Source organism: Psychrosphaera ytuae (genome assembly GCF_017638545.1).
GTDB classification, from domain to species: Bacteria; Pseudomonadota; Gammaproteobacteria; order Enterobacterales; family Alteromonadaceae; genus Psychrosphaera; species Psychrosphaera ytuae.
Genome location: NZ_CP072110.1, coordinates 2,991,912 through 3,007,350 on the forward strand (window position 1 = coordinate 2,991,912; position 15,439 = coordinate 3,007,350).

At 42.8% G+C, this 15,439-nt stretch carries 7 protein-coding genes and 2 pseudogenes; 8 read left to right on the forward strand and 1 reads right to left on the reverse strand.

Annotated features, from left to right (window positions below; genetic code table 11):
• The first annotated feature begins 90 nt into the window (after nucleotides 1–90).
• The 6 genes and pseudogenes from J1N51_RS13195 to J1N51_RS13215 all read left to right on the forward strand — a co-directional run bounded on the left by J1N51_RS13195 (nucleotide 91) and on the right by J1N51_RS13215 (nucleotide 11,233).
• On the forward strand, nucleotides 91–4,320 hold the full coding sequence (locus tag J1N51_RS13195) for an alpha-1,6-glucosidase domain-containing protein (protein ID WP_208831715.1): 4,230 nt from the start codon (nucleotides 91–93) through the stop codon (nucleotides 4,318–4,320).
• A gap of 175 nt (nucleotides 4,321–4,495) precedes the next feature.
• Complete coding sequence (locus J1N51_RS13200) at nucleotides 4,496–5,206, forward strand: VC0807 family protein (protein ID WP_208831716.1); 711 nt, start codon at nucleotides 4,496–4,498, stop codon at nucleotides 5,204–5,206.
• Between the two features lie 181 nt (nucleotides 5,207–5,387).
• Nucleotides 5,388–7,874 (forward strand): glycoside hydrolase family 31 protein, encoded by a 2,487-nt coding sequence (locus J1N51_RS13205; RefSeq protein ID WP_232842815.1) that lies wholly within the window; start codon nucleotides 5,388–5,390, stop codon nucleotides 7,872–7,874.
• A gap of 9 nt (nucleotides 7,875–7,883) precedes the next feature.
• Nucleotides 7,884–9,827, forward strand: a pseudogene (locus J1N51_RS13210) (alpha-amylase family protein); the annotation flags it as partial.
• 204 nt (nucleotides 9,828–10,031) lie between these two features.
• A pseudogene (locus tag J1N51_RS14750) lies at nucleotides 10,032–10,685 on the forward strand (alpha/beta hydrolase); the annotation flags it as partial.
• Between the two features lie 101 nt (nucleotides 10,686–10,786).
• On the forward strand, nucleotides 10,787–11,233 hold the full coding sequence (locus J1N51_RS13215; protein ID WP_208831718.1) for a hypothetical protein: 447 nt from the start codon (nucleotides 10,787–10,789) through the stop codon (nucleotides 11,231–11,233).
• Between the two features lie 64 nt (nucleotides 11,234–11,297).
• Here J1N51_RS13215 and J1N51_RS13220 read toward each other — a convergent pair whose 3' ends face one another.
• Nucleotides 11,298–11,750 carry a hypothetical protein gene (locus tag J1N51_RS13220; RefSeq protein WP_208831719.1) on the reverse strand — a complete coding sequence of 151 codons (453 nt, stop codon included), beginning with the start codon at nucleotides 11,748–11,750 and terminating at the stop codon, nucleotides 11,298–11,300.
• 480 nt (nucleotides 11,751–12,230) lie between these two features.
• Between J1N51_RS13220 and J1N51_RS13225 the strand changes: the two genes are divergently transcribed.
• Nucleotides 12,231–13,778, forward strand: a complete 1,548-nt coding sequence (locus J1N51_RS13225; RefSeq protein ID WP_208831720.1) for a methyl-accepting chemotaxis protein — start codon at nucleotides 12,231–12,233, stop codon at nucleotides 13,776–13,778.
• A 123-nt stretch (nucleotides 13,779–13,901) separates the two neighbouring features.
• The gene (locus J1N51_RS13230) at nucleotides 13,902–15,386 is read left to right on the forward strand and encodes an MFS transporter (protein WP_208831721.1); all 1,485 of its coding nucleotides are present in this window, start codon (nucleotides 13,902–13,904) and stop codon (nucleotides 15,384–15,386) included.
• Nucleotides 15,387–15,439: the final 53 nt, after the last annotated feature.

Genomic DNA, 15,439 nt, shown 5'->3' on the forward strand with positions numbered 1-15,439 from the left:
TGTGAACGGGTTGTAACGCTTAGTTGAGAGCTCTTAGTCTCGCTTAAGTCAGGTTCACATTTATAAAAATAATCATCAATAGGACAAACTATGTTAGACAAATCATGGCTATCAAAGTCATTGCTTGCGTCTTCTGTTGCACTTGCATTGACAGCGTGTGGCGGTGGCGGCGGTGATGACACTCCACCGACTCAAGGATTGAATTGTACAGCTCCTCAGGTACCTAATGACGCAGGAACAGCCTGTGTTACGCCTCCCGTTCAACAAGAAAACCAAGCGCCAGAGATTAGCTCGGCCTCATCATTTGACGTTGAAGAAGGTAAGGCCAATGGCACGCAAGTATACTTTGCACAAGCGTCAGACCCTGAGAATGATAGTCTAACATGGAGCTTATCAGATCCAGCAGGCCGATTTGAAATCGACGCTGCAAGTGGTGTGATTACTATTAAAGACACATCTAAAGTTGCAGTTGCTCTAGGCAGCTCAGATATGACTTTGACGGTGACGGACGACGGGACACCGAGTAAGTCTGACTCTATTACACTTTCTGTAGAAGTCAATGAAGCCGAACTTTATATTCCTGCTCCGGCAGTCATTCCTGAAGATGACGAGGGTGTTGTTTATTATCTGCGAGAAGATGGAGTTTACGACGGCTACGTTCTACACGCCTGGAATAATGAAGAGTGTGACGCGTACGCAGACTTTGCCAGCGGTGCCGGAACTGAGTGGACTGCAGGATTAGAACCAACAGGAATCGACCCTAACTATGGGGCGTTTTGGCACTTTGATACTAAGGCTAACGCGACATGCGCCAACTTTATCGTTCACAAAGGTGATCAAAAAGATCCGGATAGTGACCAAAAGGTTGCCTTAGAAAACAATCGCTGGTCTTTTGTTGTTTCGGGTAAAGGCGTATTTTCTGAGCCAGAAGAGGTTTTTGCAGAACAGCCTATTAGTATAGAGGGGGCTTCGGCTCACTGGGTTGGCAAAAACACGTTATTGTGGAATGGCGATGCCACCAATATTGCCTTAATTTGGTCGTTAGATGGCGACCTAGCCGAGTCTTTAACTTTGACAAATCGTATCGAGCTATCTGCAGGTACGCTTGATTCGAAACTTGCTGAAAAAGTCCCGCATTTGGCCAATTGGAAAGTATTTCAATTTGAGACGAATGCAGAGTTACAGCGCAATCTAGTTAAAAGTCAGCTGGTATTAGTTGAGCTAGATGAATCGGATGAGCCTGTCGCTGCGACTTATGTACAAACTCAAAAAGCCTTAGACGATATCTTCACAAGCGGAGCCAACGACGCTGATGAAGTCACAGATTTAGGTATTAGTTATGACAGCCAAGGCAATATTACTACCAAAGTTTGGGCGCCAACGGCACAGTCGGTCAGTTTGTTGATTTATGACGCAAACAAGGCACTTATTGCTAATCACCCTATGGTTGAAGACCAAACAACAGGTGTATGGTCCTATACCACGACGGAAGGACAAGATTACGACCGTTTGTACTATCGATACAGACCAAAAGTTTATCACCCAGTTTCTGAGAGAATTGAGTTTCCAGAAGCAACAGACCCATACTCAGTGAACACCTCAACCAATGGTCGTTATTCGCAGTTTGTTAATATGACGGACGAAGATTTGTATCCTGCTGGTTGGGTAGGGCATACAGTACCGACCGTTGACTATATTGAGCAAGGTGTCTTTTTAGAAGCCCATATTCGTGATTTTAGTATTCGTGATGAGACAACACTTGAAGCCAATCGCGGTAAATACAAGGCCTTTACAGAGACAAGCAGCAACGCCGCTCAATACTTATCTGAAATGGCAGAAGCGGGGGTTACTCATTTTCACATGTTGCCAGCGAATGACATCGCTACCAATAATGAAGATGAAGCAACGCGTATAGATATTGATAACACGGTCGGAGAGTTATGTGCCGTTAACAGCCAAGCGCCAGTGTGTGGCGTTGAAGACGATAGCGCAACTTTATTGTCAGTTCTTGAAAAATACGACCCAGCTAGCAATCAAGCCCGTGATTTAGTTAATAGCTTCAAGGGTCTTGATGGCTTTAACTGGGGATATGACCCACACCATTTTAATGTGGTTGAAGGTAGTTATGCGTCAAACCCAGAGGGCACGGCTCGTATTTTAGAGTTTCGTGAAATGGTCCAGGCGTTGCACGAAAAAGGCATGCGGGTGATTTTAGACGTGGTTTATAACCACACCAGCTCTTCAGGTTTGTATGACAACTCTGTGTTCGACAAGCTAGTCCCTGGCTATTATCACAGATACAGTGAAGTCACGGGTGAAATGGAACGTTCGACGTGTTGTGAAAATACTGCAACAGAAAACCGTATGATGGGTAAATTTGTGGTCGACTCACTGGTGTTCTGGGCTAAACATTACGGCTTAGATGGCTTCCGTTTTGACGTTATGGGTCACATGCCAAAAGACGTTATTTTGGACGGTCGTACAGAAGTCGCCAAGATTGATCCTGATACTTACTTCTATGGCGAAGGATGGAACTGGGGTGAAGTTGTTGACAACCGTTTGTTTGAGCAAGCGACGCAATATAATTTAGCGGGCTCAGAAGTTGGTACTTTTAACGACAGACCTCGCGACACCATTCGCAATCAGGCTTTGAGCTTATCTACACCAGATTTGACGGGAGCTGATCATATTCGCCTTGGTCTTGCTGGTACATTGCAAAACTATGTATTGATGGATAAAGACGGCATCGAAAAAGAGGGAAGCAAGTTTTCCCAAAGCTCATACGCTCTAGATCCTGCCGATATTATCAACTATGTATCTAAGCACGACAACGAAACCTTGTATGACTTTTTACAATACAATTTTGCATCGTCAGTAACCGCTGAGACTCGAGCGCGTATCCATAACCTATCGTCAGCGATTCCGCTGTTGAGCCAAGGTCTACCTTTCTTCCAGTTAGGCGTTGATAAAATGCGTTCTAAATCAATGGACCGCAACACTTATGACGCGGGTGATTGGTTTAACCATGTGGATTACACTAACCAGACCAACAACTGGAATGTCGGCTATCCAATCGAGCGCGATGGACGTTACACAACTGCACTGTCAGACGAAGTTAACGCACAAGTGGCAATGACAGACATTCAACTGTCGAGTGCTGTATTCAAAGAGTTTTTGAAGATCCGCAGTAGTTCACCACTGTTTAGCTTAAAAACAGAAGCTGACGTCAAAGCTCGCGTAGGTTTTCATAATACTGGACCGGATCAAACACCTGGTTTGATTGTCATGAGTATTGATGATGGTATTGCAGTCAATGATATTGATAGTGCCTTTGATGCTATTGTTGTTGTCATTAACGGCACTAATGAGGCTAAGAGCCACAGTGTCAAAACGGCTAGTGGCTTTACCTTACACCCAATTCAAGCAATGTCTGCCGATACCGTAGTGCAAAATGCAAGTTTTGCTGAGTCTGCAACTGAAGGCACATTTACAGTACCTGCGCATACTATTGCTGTGTTTGTTCAACAGCAAGCTGGTGATCAAGGTAATGGCTTGGGCCCAGATGTTGACCGTGTGATTTCACCATACGGAGACACTGTTATTGGACTTGAGGGTTTAACAGTAGGTCAATTTGATAAGTTCGAATATGACAATCGGGGTAATTACACCGGCTCTGTTGTGTTAGAAGCAGGGACTTATGAGTTTAATCTTGGTGATTCGACACTGACAGAAGTTGATCTTGGCTTTGCTGATGTAACAATTGGTTCAGAATCAATTGTGATTACAGAGGGCAGTACCAATTCGTTTGCAATAACGGTAAGCCAAGCGGCGTCGTATAAAGTAAACCTAAACGTAGAGTCAGCAACACCAGAGTTGTCCATTGTTTTTGGTAACTCTTTAGTGAGCTGTGAAATGCAAGACTCGACAGAGCCGCAACCATTTAATGTAGCGGGTGACGGTTACCTTTATGTTAAAGGCGATCACTCTGGTTGGAATGCAGAAGCTGACTACAAGATGACGTACAAAGGCGACAACCAATACCAAGCTGTTGCTCAGTTTGACGGTGCAATGCAGTTTAAGTTGGCCTCAAGTGATGCCAACTGGCAAACCCAACTGTGGGCCGCGGACTCAAGTGGTAATATTGTTCAGACACCTCTCGCTATAGGTACCGAGTATACTGTGGCATACAAAAATGCCGGTACGGATAACAACTCAACTACCCTGGCCGCTGGGACATATAGCTTCTTGCTAACTCTAAATGAAGCTAATCCAAATCAAGGTGATGCTGTTGGTTCATTGATCATCCAACAGTGTAATTAATCTTGGCTTAACAGCTAAATAAGATAAAAGGTCGCGCAAGCGGCCTTTTTTTGTTCTTAAAAGACGCATTAAAATGGCTTATTAAAAGTGCTTGTCAAAAGATCGCTTAACTCGCAGTCTCACGTACATTGAGTTAAGATAACCGCGTTTTACTTATCAGAGACTTTTGTGTTTTATGTCATCAGAAAATAATCAAGCTAGTGTGCCAGCCAAAAACAATACGTTTTTAGAGCTTATCTTTAATATCATTGTACCTTCCCTAATCTTAATGAAACTATCGGATGACGCTTATTTAGGTACGGTTAATGCTCTGATCATTGCACTTGCGTTTCCCATTGGCTATGGCATTTATGATTTTGCAACACAGCGCACGTTTAACTTTATTTCCTTATTGGGCTTCTTGAGCACGCTTTTAACCGGTGTCATTGGCTTATTTGAGCTAGATGCTAACTGGCTTGCTATTAAGGAAGCGGCAATACCCGCAGTGATAGGGTTGGTAGTACTAGCGTCAGGTTTTATGAATAAACCATTACTAGCAAAGTTGATGCTAAACCCGGCATTATTTAACTTGAATCTTATCTACGATACGTTAGCTACACATGGCAACACAGATTTATTCAGGCGCAAAATAAACCGCGCCAATCATCTTTTGGCCTCTACCTTTGTATTTTCTTCTGCAGCTAATTACATCTTGGCAAAAATGATCGTAACGAGCCAAGCTGGCACGGTTGAATTTAATGAGCAGTTAGGAGAAATGACCCTGTTGAGCTATCCAGTAATAGCCATACCGTCACTGATCATGCTGATTGCGATTATGGTTTATGTAGTTAAAACTATCACTCAATTGACTGGTTTGAACTTTGAGCAGGTTTTAAATCAAGAGTGAGTAAGTCGCCAAGTAAAAGCCATTGTCAGTGGTCTAAATTTGACAATCAGTTAATTTTGAATACGTATGTAGTTTCACTAATTCCTTGTTTCAAATAGGGATTGCTCGATACTCTATTATCTCTCGCTGTAGCTGGATTTAATTCAGCTGGAATGCCTCGGTTAAAAGGAGCGTTAGGCACGTGAAACTGTTCAAACAAGCAGGCTGTTTTGCTATTCATTTTTGTGTGATTTTGGTGGTGTTTTTTCACCAAACCGCACTCGCAAAAAGTTACCAATCTCATCAAGTGACAGAAGCTGGTATCACAATCCAACTCGATATCGGCCAAATGACGATAAAGCCAATTCACGAAATGGCAGTTGAAGTCATGGTAGACGGTCAGTACAGCCGCAACTTTCCAAGTTTTGCATTGACGCCAGACCTTAATCGCGATGTGCCTTTTAAATTTATTGAATCGGAACAAACATTAACGCTCTCAACAAAACGCCTATCTGTTTCATTTGATAAATCTTCGACGCAAATTTCCTATCATAAAGACGGCGAGCCATTAACCCGAGAAGAAGCTGGTTATTTCGAGCAAGCAACGCTACAAGGGTTTCGCTTTGTGTTGAGCCCGGAAGAACGCTTGTTGGGTACAGGCCAGAGAGTTCTGGGTATGGACAGACGTGGTCATCGCTTACCTCTTTATAACCGTGCCCACTATGGGTATGGTACTCACTCTGAGCAAATGAATTATAGTTTGCCTGCGATTATGTCGTCTAAAAAGTACATGATTTTGTTTGATAATTCGGCCAAAGGTGCGATCGATCTTGGTAAGTCTGAGTCCGATGTTTTGCAGTTTGAAGCGATAGGCGGTCGCCAAAGTTATCTGCTAATCGCAGGCGATAGCTACCCAGAGCTAATCAATCATTATGTTGACGTAACTGGTAAGCAGCCGATGCCACCGCGTTGGGCGTTGGGCAATCACGCGTCTCGATTTGGTTATAAGTCTCAGCAACAGGTCATCGACACAATTAATAAATATCAGGAAGCTTCAATTCCTGTCGATGCGATTATTTTGGACTTGTATTGGTTTGGTAAAGAAGTTCAAGGGCATATGGGTAACTTAGCTTGGGATAAAGATGCGTTTCCAGAGCCAGAAAAGATGATTCGTACACTGAAAGACAAAGGCGTTAAAACCACCTTAATTACCGAGCCTTTTGTATTAACCTCGTCCAAACGTTGGGACGAAGCTGTCGAAAACGACGTTTTAGCAAAAAATATCGCTGGTACAGATGTGCGTATTTTCGATTTCTTTTTTGGTGAGACCGGTCTTATAGACGTTTTTCATAAACCAGCTCAAGACTGGTTTGGCGCCATTTACAAAGAGCTATCTGAGCAAGGCGTGGCTGGAGTGTGGGGCGATTTAGGTGAGCCTGAGGTACACCCGGCCGACATGCAACATCAATTATCGGATTGGCAAATAACCGCAAGCTCTGACGAAATTCACAATGTGTTTGGTCATGAGTGGGCAAAATTAGCTTATCAATCTTCATTGCAAGCTAATCCAGACCAACGTCCATTTATATTAATGCGTGCTGGCTTTGCGGGCTCACAGCGTTATGGCTTGATTCCTTGGACAGGTGATGTGAGCCGTTCTTGGGATGGGTTAAAGCCACAGCCGGAGCTAACTATGCAAATGGGCTTGTTTGGCTTGGCCTACACTCATTCTGATTTGGGTGGCTTTGCTGGTGGCGAACAGTTTGATAAAGAAATGTATATTAGGTGGTTGCAATACGGTGTGTTTCAGCCGATTTATCGACCGCATGCACAAGATGCAATTGCACCAGAACCTGTGTTTCACGACCAAGAAACTCAGTCAATCACTCGTGAGTACATCAAGCTTCGTTATAGGTTAATGCCATACAACTACACCCTTGCTTATCTCAATAGCCAACAAGGCCTGCCAATGATGAGACCTATGTTTTTTGAAGATGAGTCAGACTTGAGTTTGATTGATTACAAAGATCAATACCTTTGGGGTGATGCGTTTTTGGTTAAACCTGTAACCGAAGAGGGTGTTAAAAAAGTAAATGTTTACTTACCTCAAGGGCAATGGACAGACTTTTGGACAGGTGAAAAATATCAAGTAACTGAGGAAAATGGCAAAGTCGTCGAGTACCCGGTCAATTTGACCAAGCTACCGGTTTTGGTTCGCGGTGGCTCAATTATTCCAACGGTAAGAGATCACCAAAATGCATCAGAGTACAGCTCGCAATCGTTGCGCTTTGATCTGTACTTTGATCCGAGCAAACTGGTCACAGAAACCTTGGTTTACGAAGACGATGGTATTTCACCAAATAGCGTTGAAAAAGGCGAATACGAACTCATAAAAGTGAAATCAACGGGAGCGGACAATAAAGGCCAGGCAGTTATGACATTGGCTTTTAACAGAGAAGTGAAAGGTGCATATTCCGGTATACCCAATCAAAGAGAGTTATCAACCGTAATCCATCATTGGCCTAGCAGGCCAAAAGACATCAAAATCAACGGACAGTCGATAGCAATAGCAGTGACTAAATCTGATTTTGATTTAGAAGCGACGGCTGCGTTTTATAACTTCAACACCAAGCAACTAATCATAAAAACAAATTGGCAAAATACAGCCAGTGAGATCATTATCAACTAAGGGACAAGTATGCGCTTTTTTCATGTAGCTAGCTTAGCCGCAACAGCGGTTATCACTATTAGTGGATGTGCACCTGTGGAAAAATCCAAAACTGACGTACAGTCTTCTTCTGTGCAAAACAGTATGGCTGAAACAAACAGCTATGGTAAACCCGTGGTTTATCAGGTTTTTACTCGTTTATTTGGCAACCAAAATGAAACCAACAAACCTTGGGGCACAATTGAAGAAAACGGCGTTGGTAAGTTTAGTGACTTTACACCTGAAGCATTAGAAGGAATTCGAGAACTCGGTGTTACGCATATCTGGTACACGGGGGTGCCACACCATGCAGTCATCAACGATTACACGGAGTTTGGTATCAGTCTCGATGATCCTGATGTAGTTAAAGGTCGTGCGGGCAGTCCTTACGCTGTAAAAGACTATTATTCGGTCAATCCGGATTTGGCCGATGACCCAGCCAAACGATTGGAAGAATTTGAAGCCCTCATTGCTCGTACTCACGCCCATGGCATGAAAGTCATTATTGATATTGTCCCAAATCATGTAGCTCGAAACTACCAATCTATATCTGCACCTGAGGGCGTTGAAGATTTTGGTCAGCGCGACGATTCAAGTGTCGAATATGCACGTGATAATAACTTTTATTATGTAGTGAATACCCCGTTTGAAGTGCCTGATGTCCAAAAGGGCTATGAACCCTTAGGGGGCGAAGTTCATCCACTTTCAGATGGAAAGTTTGATGAAATGCCAGCCAAATGGACAGGTAATGGTTCTCGTGCGGCCAAGCCTAACGCAAATGATTGGTACGAAACGGTTAAAGTCAATTATGGTATTCGCCCTGACGGCAGTAAGGACTTTCCTACTTTACCAGATGGCTATGCACAAAAGAACGCACAGGCGCATTACGCGTTTTGGCAAGATCAAGTAGCAGCGAATAAGGTTCCGGATAGTTGGTTTAAGTTTAGAGATATAGCTTTGTATTGGACTTATAAAGGAATCGACGGATTCCGATTTGATATGTCCGAAATGGTTCCTGTTGAGTTTTGGAGCTTTTTAAACTCTTCCATCAAACAAGTTAATCCAAACGCGTTTTTACTTGCTGAAATTTATAATCCCGATGCTTATCGCGATTATTTGTTTTTAGGGAAAATGGATTACCTGTACGACAAAGTCGATTTTTATGATGCGATAAAGCCCGTGATGCAAGGTAAAGCTGGCACTACAGAGTTGGTGCGAATTCAACAAAAATTTGCCGACATCGAGCAGTACCTATTGCACTTTTTGGACAACCACGATGAGCAGCGTCTCGCTAGCCCAGAGTTTGCTGGTGATATGAATATGGGCAAACCTGCGCTTGTGACCAGTGCGTTGATTAATTCAGCTCCAATGATGATCTACTTTGGTCAAGAAGTTGGTGAAGACGGCTCAGAAGAAACTGGATTTGGCGACCCATCACGTACGACAATTTTTGATTATGCTGGCGTTCCGGCGCATCAGCGCTGGATGAATGGTGGTAAGTTTGATGGTGGGAAATTAACTCAAGAAGAGCGTGCTCTGCGTAAATTTTATAAAAAGGTATTGAATATCGCTTCGACTTCACCAGCCATGACAGGACCTTACCAGGACTTGCACATATGGAATTTGAGTCAAACAAATGGCTATGATGATCAACAAATGAGTTTTGCAAGATGGACTGAAGAAACGAACGTAACCAGTCTGGATAAAGGCGTTAAAAGCCCTCAAAAGCTCGTTGTAGTATCTAATTTCAGTTACGACGATACCGAATATCAATTACAGCTATCACCTCGTTTAATTTCTACTTGGCAGCTAGATTCAGGCCGTTATCAATTTGAAGATTTATTGACTGGAGAGTTTGTAGAATTGACCGTTAATAAAAACAGCGCGTCAATTCCTGTCAAATTAGCTGGGCTTCAGTCTCGAGTCCTTACCCTGAAAGGAAAAATGAATCCCAATACAGTAAAACCTAAAACAGCAATAGAAGGTGATTCCCATGAGAGTACAGCTAGTAATGCATCCAGCACGTCATCTCTAAAAGGTCGAGTTGAAATAGTAGAACCTGGACTATCCTTGCCAAACCTAGAACGACAAAGAACGATTCGGGTTTATCTACCTCCGTCTTATTCAATTTCCTCTGATAAATCTTATCCAGTAATTTATATGCATGACGGCCAAAACTTATTCGATGATGCGACGTCATTTATGGGTGAATGGCAAGTCGATGAATCAATGGACCAAATTGCCAAAGACACAGGTTTTGAAGCCATTGTGGTGGGAATAGACAACGGCGAAGGCGATAGAATAAGTGAATACACTGTTTGGGAACATTCTAAATATGGTGTAGGAAAAGGCCGATTGTATTTGCAAGATATTGTCGAGAGTGTGAAGCCGTATATAGACAATACATATCGTACAAAAGTAGGTAGTGACTCTACAAGTATAATAGGAAGTTCATTGGGAGGCTTAATTAGCCATGTCGCGATTCAGGAATACCCAGAGGTATTTGGCAAAGCTGGCATATTGTCACCGTCTTATTGGTACTCGCCGTTGGTATATTCGGAACTTGTTGAAAAGCCAATAAAACCTAACCACGACTTGTACTTTTCTGCTGGTACGGATGAGAGTGAAACCATGGTTAGTGACTTGGAAAAAATGTTAACGCTTCTCAAAAAACATGGGCATAGCGAGCACCATTTAAAAGCAAGCATAGTACAGGACGCAAAACACAATGAAGCGTTTTGGCGCAGTGAATTTCCTAAAGTCGTTCGTTGGCTCTATGGTATAGAAATCTAAGGGCTACTTGCGACTCCATTAAAAGCGACTATCTTTACTACGACTTAAGGAATTTTTAGCTACAGGATGTGGCTGTTTTCATTGCACAAGAGGAATGTACTGTGAACGTAGGTAAAGCGTGGCATTATTTGTTAATCCACCCAGAAAAAGGCTATTACACTGGTTATAAAGGACGCGAGGCGTTCGGAGACCTAGAATCTGCTCGAATATATCGAACCGAGCAAGAAGCGCACATGGCAAGGTTGCGAGCTGGTATGGAAGTACGAGTCGAATCTTGTCTGTTGTGGCATAGCTCAAAAGGTGCAAATTCGACGGCGAATACAACAGCCCCGATGGATAAAACAACAACGTCAATTAACAATTCGACTTTTACACAAAACAAACTGACACAAAACAAACCAATACCGCATGACCAGCCGGGACATGGGTTTAGAGTGATAAACGGACTATTACCGGATCAATGCGATATGGCCCACCAACTCGCAAATAGGCGAGACAATAGAGTCAATAAGAAAAACACCCAACTCCGATTGGTAAAAAGCAGCTAAATAGCTGCTTTTTTTTACTTTCAGTTACACGGTACCAGTATTGGAAGACAATGCAGAGTAACCGTCAATGTAACACCGAAAGTTGTTCTGGATACTCGTCCAAGACAACATAGTCGACAATGTCATTGTTGTTATCAACAATTGCATAACCCTCAACAATCATGGTGTTGATAGCACGACGACGGTTGTGAGTTCTGAAGGTCCAGATTTGGTGGTCGTCGGGAGACTTTGAAAAATAAGAACCTTTACTGAAGCTTGAATATTGTGCTTGATTAAGAGGTGCATCAACTCTATTTACTAAGTCGCTTTTGGTGAGAACAAGCTTTTGTCCTTGTCTAAAAGCCTTACTTGAAGCAGCTGCAAGCACTAAAACAATTGGCCACAGCACTACGGTCAGTAGACATGCAGTCACGTATTTTTGGATCGGGGTGGGTTTGGATTGGTCATCTTTCTCTATAAAAAGTGACAAGACCCCTGCGATTAGGGCCCCTGTTCCCAAGTAAAAGATCATCATCATAGTTCAATCCTTCGTATTATTTTGGTTAGAACGTGTTGGCGTGATTTTAGCGCACGGCAAGATGATGGATTAATCCACTGATTTTTGTTGTTATGAAATGCTGTAGCAAGTCGGAGTTTTGATTGAGTGGATTGGGTTTGGTTTTGCAAGTAATGAAAACGTTTGTTGGGAAGTGTCGCACAATGCGTGATTGGCCACGTTGGGTCTTGGTCGACCAAACGGATGGACAGTTGAGTGTGCGAGCAGTTTTTCATATTTAATCCTTCAAATAGCCAATAAATAACAACTGCAATTGGCCGCATCCAAATACAGATTTGCGTTTACCAGTGTTTTAATTTTTGCACTCTTTTAGCTATTTTCCACTAAAATTGAGTGAAAAATCTCCATTTGTTCCAAGGATGTTGATAAATAGCAAAATTTTTTTCGTTTTTAGTTTAGATTTGCACCTATGCTTTAAAGACCATGTTAGGGGGAAACAAAATGGCAAAGCGTAACCAAACAATCATTGATGAAGAGGTTTTGTTTAAAGATAAGGGGCAGCTCGTCTCAACGACAGACAGGCGCGGGGTAATTACCCATGCAAATGCTGACTTTTGTGATGTGTCCGGCTATAGCTATGACGAATTAGTCGGTAAGAATCACAATATCGTTCGACACCCTGACATGCCAAAAGCCGCGTTTGCAGATATGTGGGCTAAATTAGAGTCAGGTCAACCTTGGCGAGGTGCTGTCAAAAACCGTTGTAAAGATGGACGTTATTATTGGGTAGATGCCTTTGTCATGCCAATTTATGACGGTCAGCAGTTAGTTGGTTATCAATCTGTACGTCGGCCATTACAAGCAAGCTTTAAACAAAGAGCTGAAACTGCTTATCAATCATTGAACAATGGCAGTACAGGGGCTTTCTCTCTAACAAACGTACTGTCATTACCTATACGCCATGCGTTGTTTTTTGTAATTGCTTTGGTGGTTCTGTACTTTGCACTTTCAAAGCCGGAGTTATCAGCTGTACTCGCTATATTACCCATGGTCTTGTATTTTCCTGAGATATTTCAAACGCCAAAAGCACTTGTGGCACAAGGCGAGTCGTTTGCGAGTCTGTCAAGCCAGGTATTTTGTGGGCAGTCTACTTGGTCCAATTTAGAGTTCGGCCGTTTGTTGGAAGAGGGGAAGGTCGCTACCATAATTGGCCGAATAGAAGATGCCAGTGCTGAAATGGTGTCATTTACGGCGGAGTTAAATGCATCTGCACGACGAGCGAAAGACGGCGTAGAAGCTGAAACTCATGAACTACACCAAGTGGCCTCGGCCGTTGAGGAGATGGTAGCAACAATCGATGAGGTTGCTAAAAATACGGTAGAAACGTCAGTTAAAGTCCAGCACGCTCATGGAGAGTGTGAAAAAGCTACTCGCTCAATGGACAACACTATGGAGCAAGTTGCATCACTTGCAAAAGAAGTTTCAAAGTCTGCCTCATCGGCTAATGAATTAGCCACAGAAGCCGAGAAAATTGGCGCCATTATGCAGGAGATACAAGGAATTGCTGATCAAACCAATTTGCTTGCTCTAAACGCCGCGATTGAAGCTGCTCGTGCCGGTGAGCATGGGCGTGGCTTTTCAGTAGTAGCTGACGAAGTAAGGGCCCTATCAAGCCGCACGCATACTGCAACAACACAAATTCACAAGTCCATTAATGAAATTCAAACTACTTTGTTATCTTGGTCGAAAATCATGGAACAAGGTAAGGACTCAGCTGAGCGCTGTGTTAACGAAACAGAAGAAACCAAAAATATCATTAATGGTGTCTACGCGTCGATAACTGACATTGCTGATTTAGCTACGCAAATATCAACCGCAGCAGAACAACAAAGTGCAGTATCACAAGAAATTAGTAAGAATATCATGACTATCAGTGACGTATCACAGAACAACCTGGCAGAAGCTAATCAAGTTGAACAGGGAGCGGCTGAAATTGAACAGAAAATTAAAAGCCTAGAATCATTAGGGAAAAGTTTCGTAAAAGGCTGAATACGTATGTAATCCGTTGTGATAAAGGGTTTCTTCATTATACGCTCGTGAGTTAAAGTGCATGAAACCCTTTGATAATAATATCAACAATAAATTGTCATGCGTATCACACAGGAATTAGTTATGAAACAACCCAAGTTATCCTTCTGGCAAGTTTGGAATGTCAGTTTTGGCTTTTTAGGGGTGCAAATTGGATTTGCCCTACAAAACGGTAATGTAAGCCGAATCCTCTCTGATTTAGGTGCAGACCTCTCGTCTCTTTCATTGTTTTGGTTAGCAGCGCCGATCATGGGCTTAATTGTTCAACCAATTGTTGGTTCATTGTCAGACCGCACTTGGAATAAAATGGGCCGCAGACTTCCTTATATCTTAGGTGGTGCGATTGTCGCCGCAGGAGCCATGGCTCTGTTGCCAAATGCATCTCTATTAGTCGCGTTTATTCCGCCGATGTTATTTGGCTTGATTATCTTTGCTATCAAAGATGCGGCGTTTAATGTGACGTTTCAGCCATTTCGCTCTTTGGTGTCGGATATGGTACCACCAGAACAGCGCAACTTGGGTTATTCGGTACAAACTCTATTAATCAATATTGGTGCTGTGATTGGTTCTATTTTACCTTTCTTGTTGACTAACGTAATTGGCCTTGAGAATGCGTCAAAGGCCGGTGAGGTAGCACCATCTGTAATTTGGTCTTTCTATATTGGTGCAACGATTCTTTTAGGCTCAGTATTGTGGACTGTGTTTAGAACCAAAGAATACGAACCAGAGCAATATTACGAATACAAAGGAATGGACGCTGCTGCAGTTGAAGCAGAGCAGAAACAACAAAAATCTATAGGTGAGCGATTAGCTGGCTTTTGGGTGTTATTAAAAGACTCTCCACAAATCATGAAACAATTGGCGCTAGTGCAATTTTTCTCTTGGTTTGCACTATTCATTATGTGGACTTATTTACCAGCGGCACTGACTCAAAATACTTGGGGCGTAGCGGTAGATTGGTTTGATCCTGCCTATTTGGCTAACAACGCGGTGCCAGACGCTATTTCAAAAGCAAAAGGCGCAGCCGGTGATTGGGTCGGTATTTTATACGCGGCTCAAGCTTTGTTCTCAGTTGCGTTTGCAGTAGTTCTAACTAAATTAGCTGATCAATTTGGTCGCAAACTGGTTTATTCATTGTCTCTGCTTGCTGGTGGTTTAGGCTATATCAGTATGATGGTATTTACAGACCCAACCATTACCCATGTAAATCTTTATATCACTCAAGTAGAAGTGCCTCACGGAGCAATTGGTGTTGTTTGGTCTATGGTGGGGGTTGGTATTGCTTGGGCTGCGATTTTAGCGATGCCATATGCAATTTTAGCCGGTGCGTTACCTGCAGATAAAACGGGTGTTTATATGGGCATCTTTAACTTTACTATTGCGGCGCCACAGATTGTTTCTGGTATTGTTAGTGGCTGGATACTGGGCTCAGTATTTAACAATGAAGCGATATACATCATCATGTTAGCAGGTGTATCTATGATTTTAGGTGCTTTGTCAGTGTTGTTTGTTCGTGACAATTCGCCAGAGCCTAATTTCTTGACAGAGGAAGACAAAGTCACAGCCTAAGGTTATGATTGTGTTAGACGAATTGGAAAACCCAGCATCGCGCTGGGTTTTTT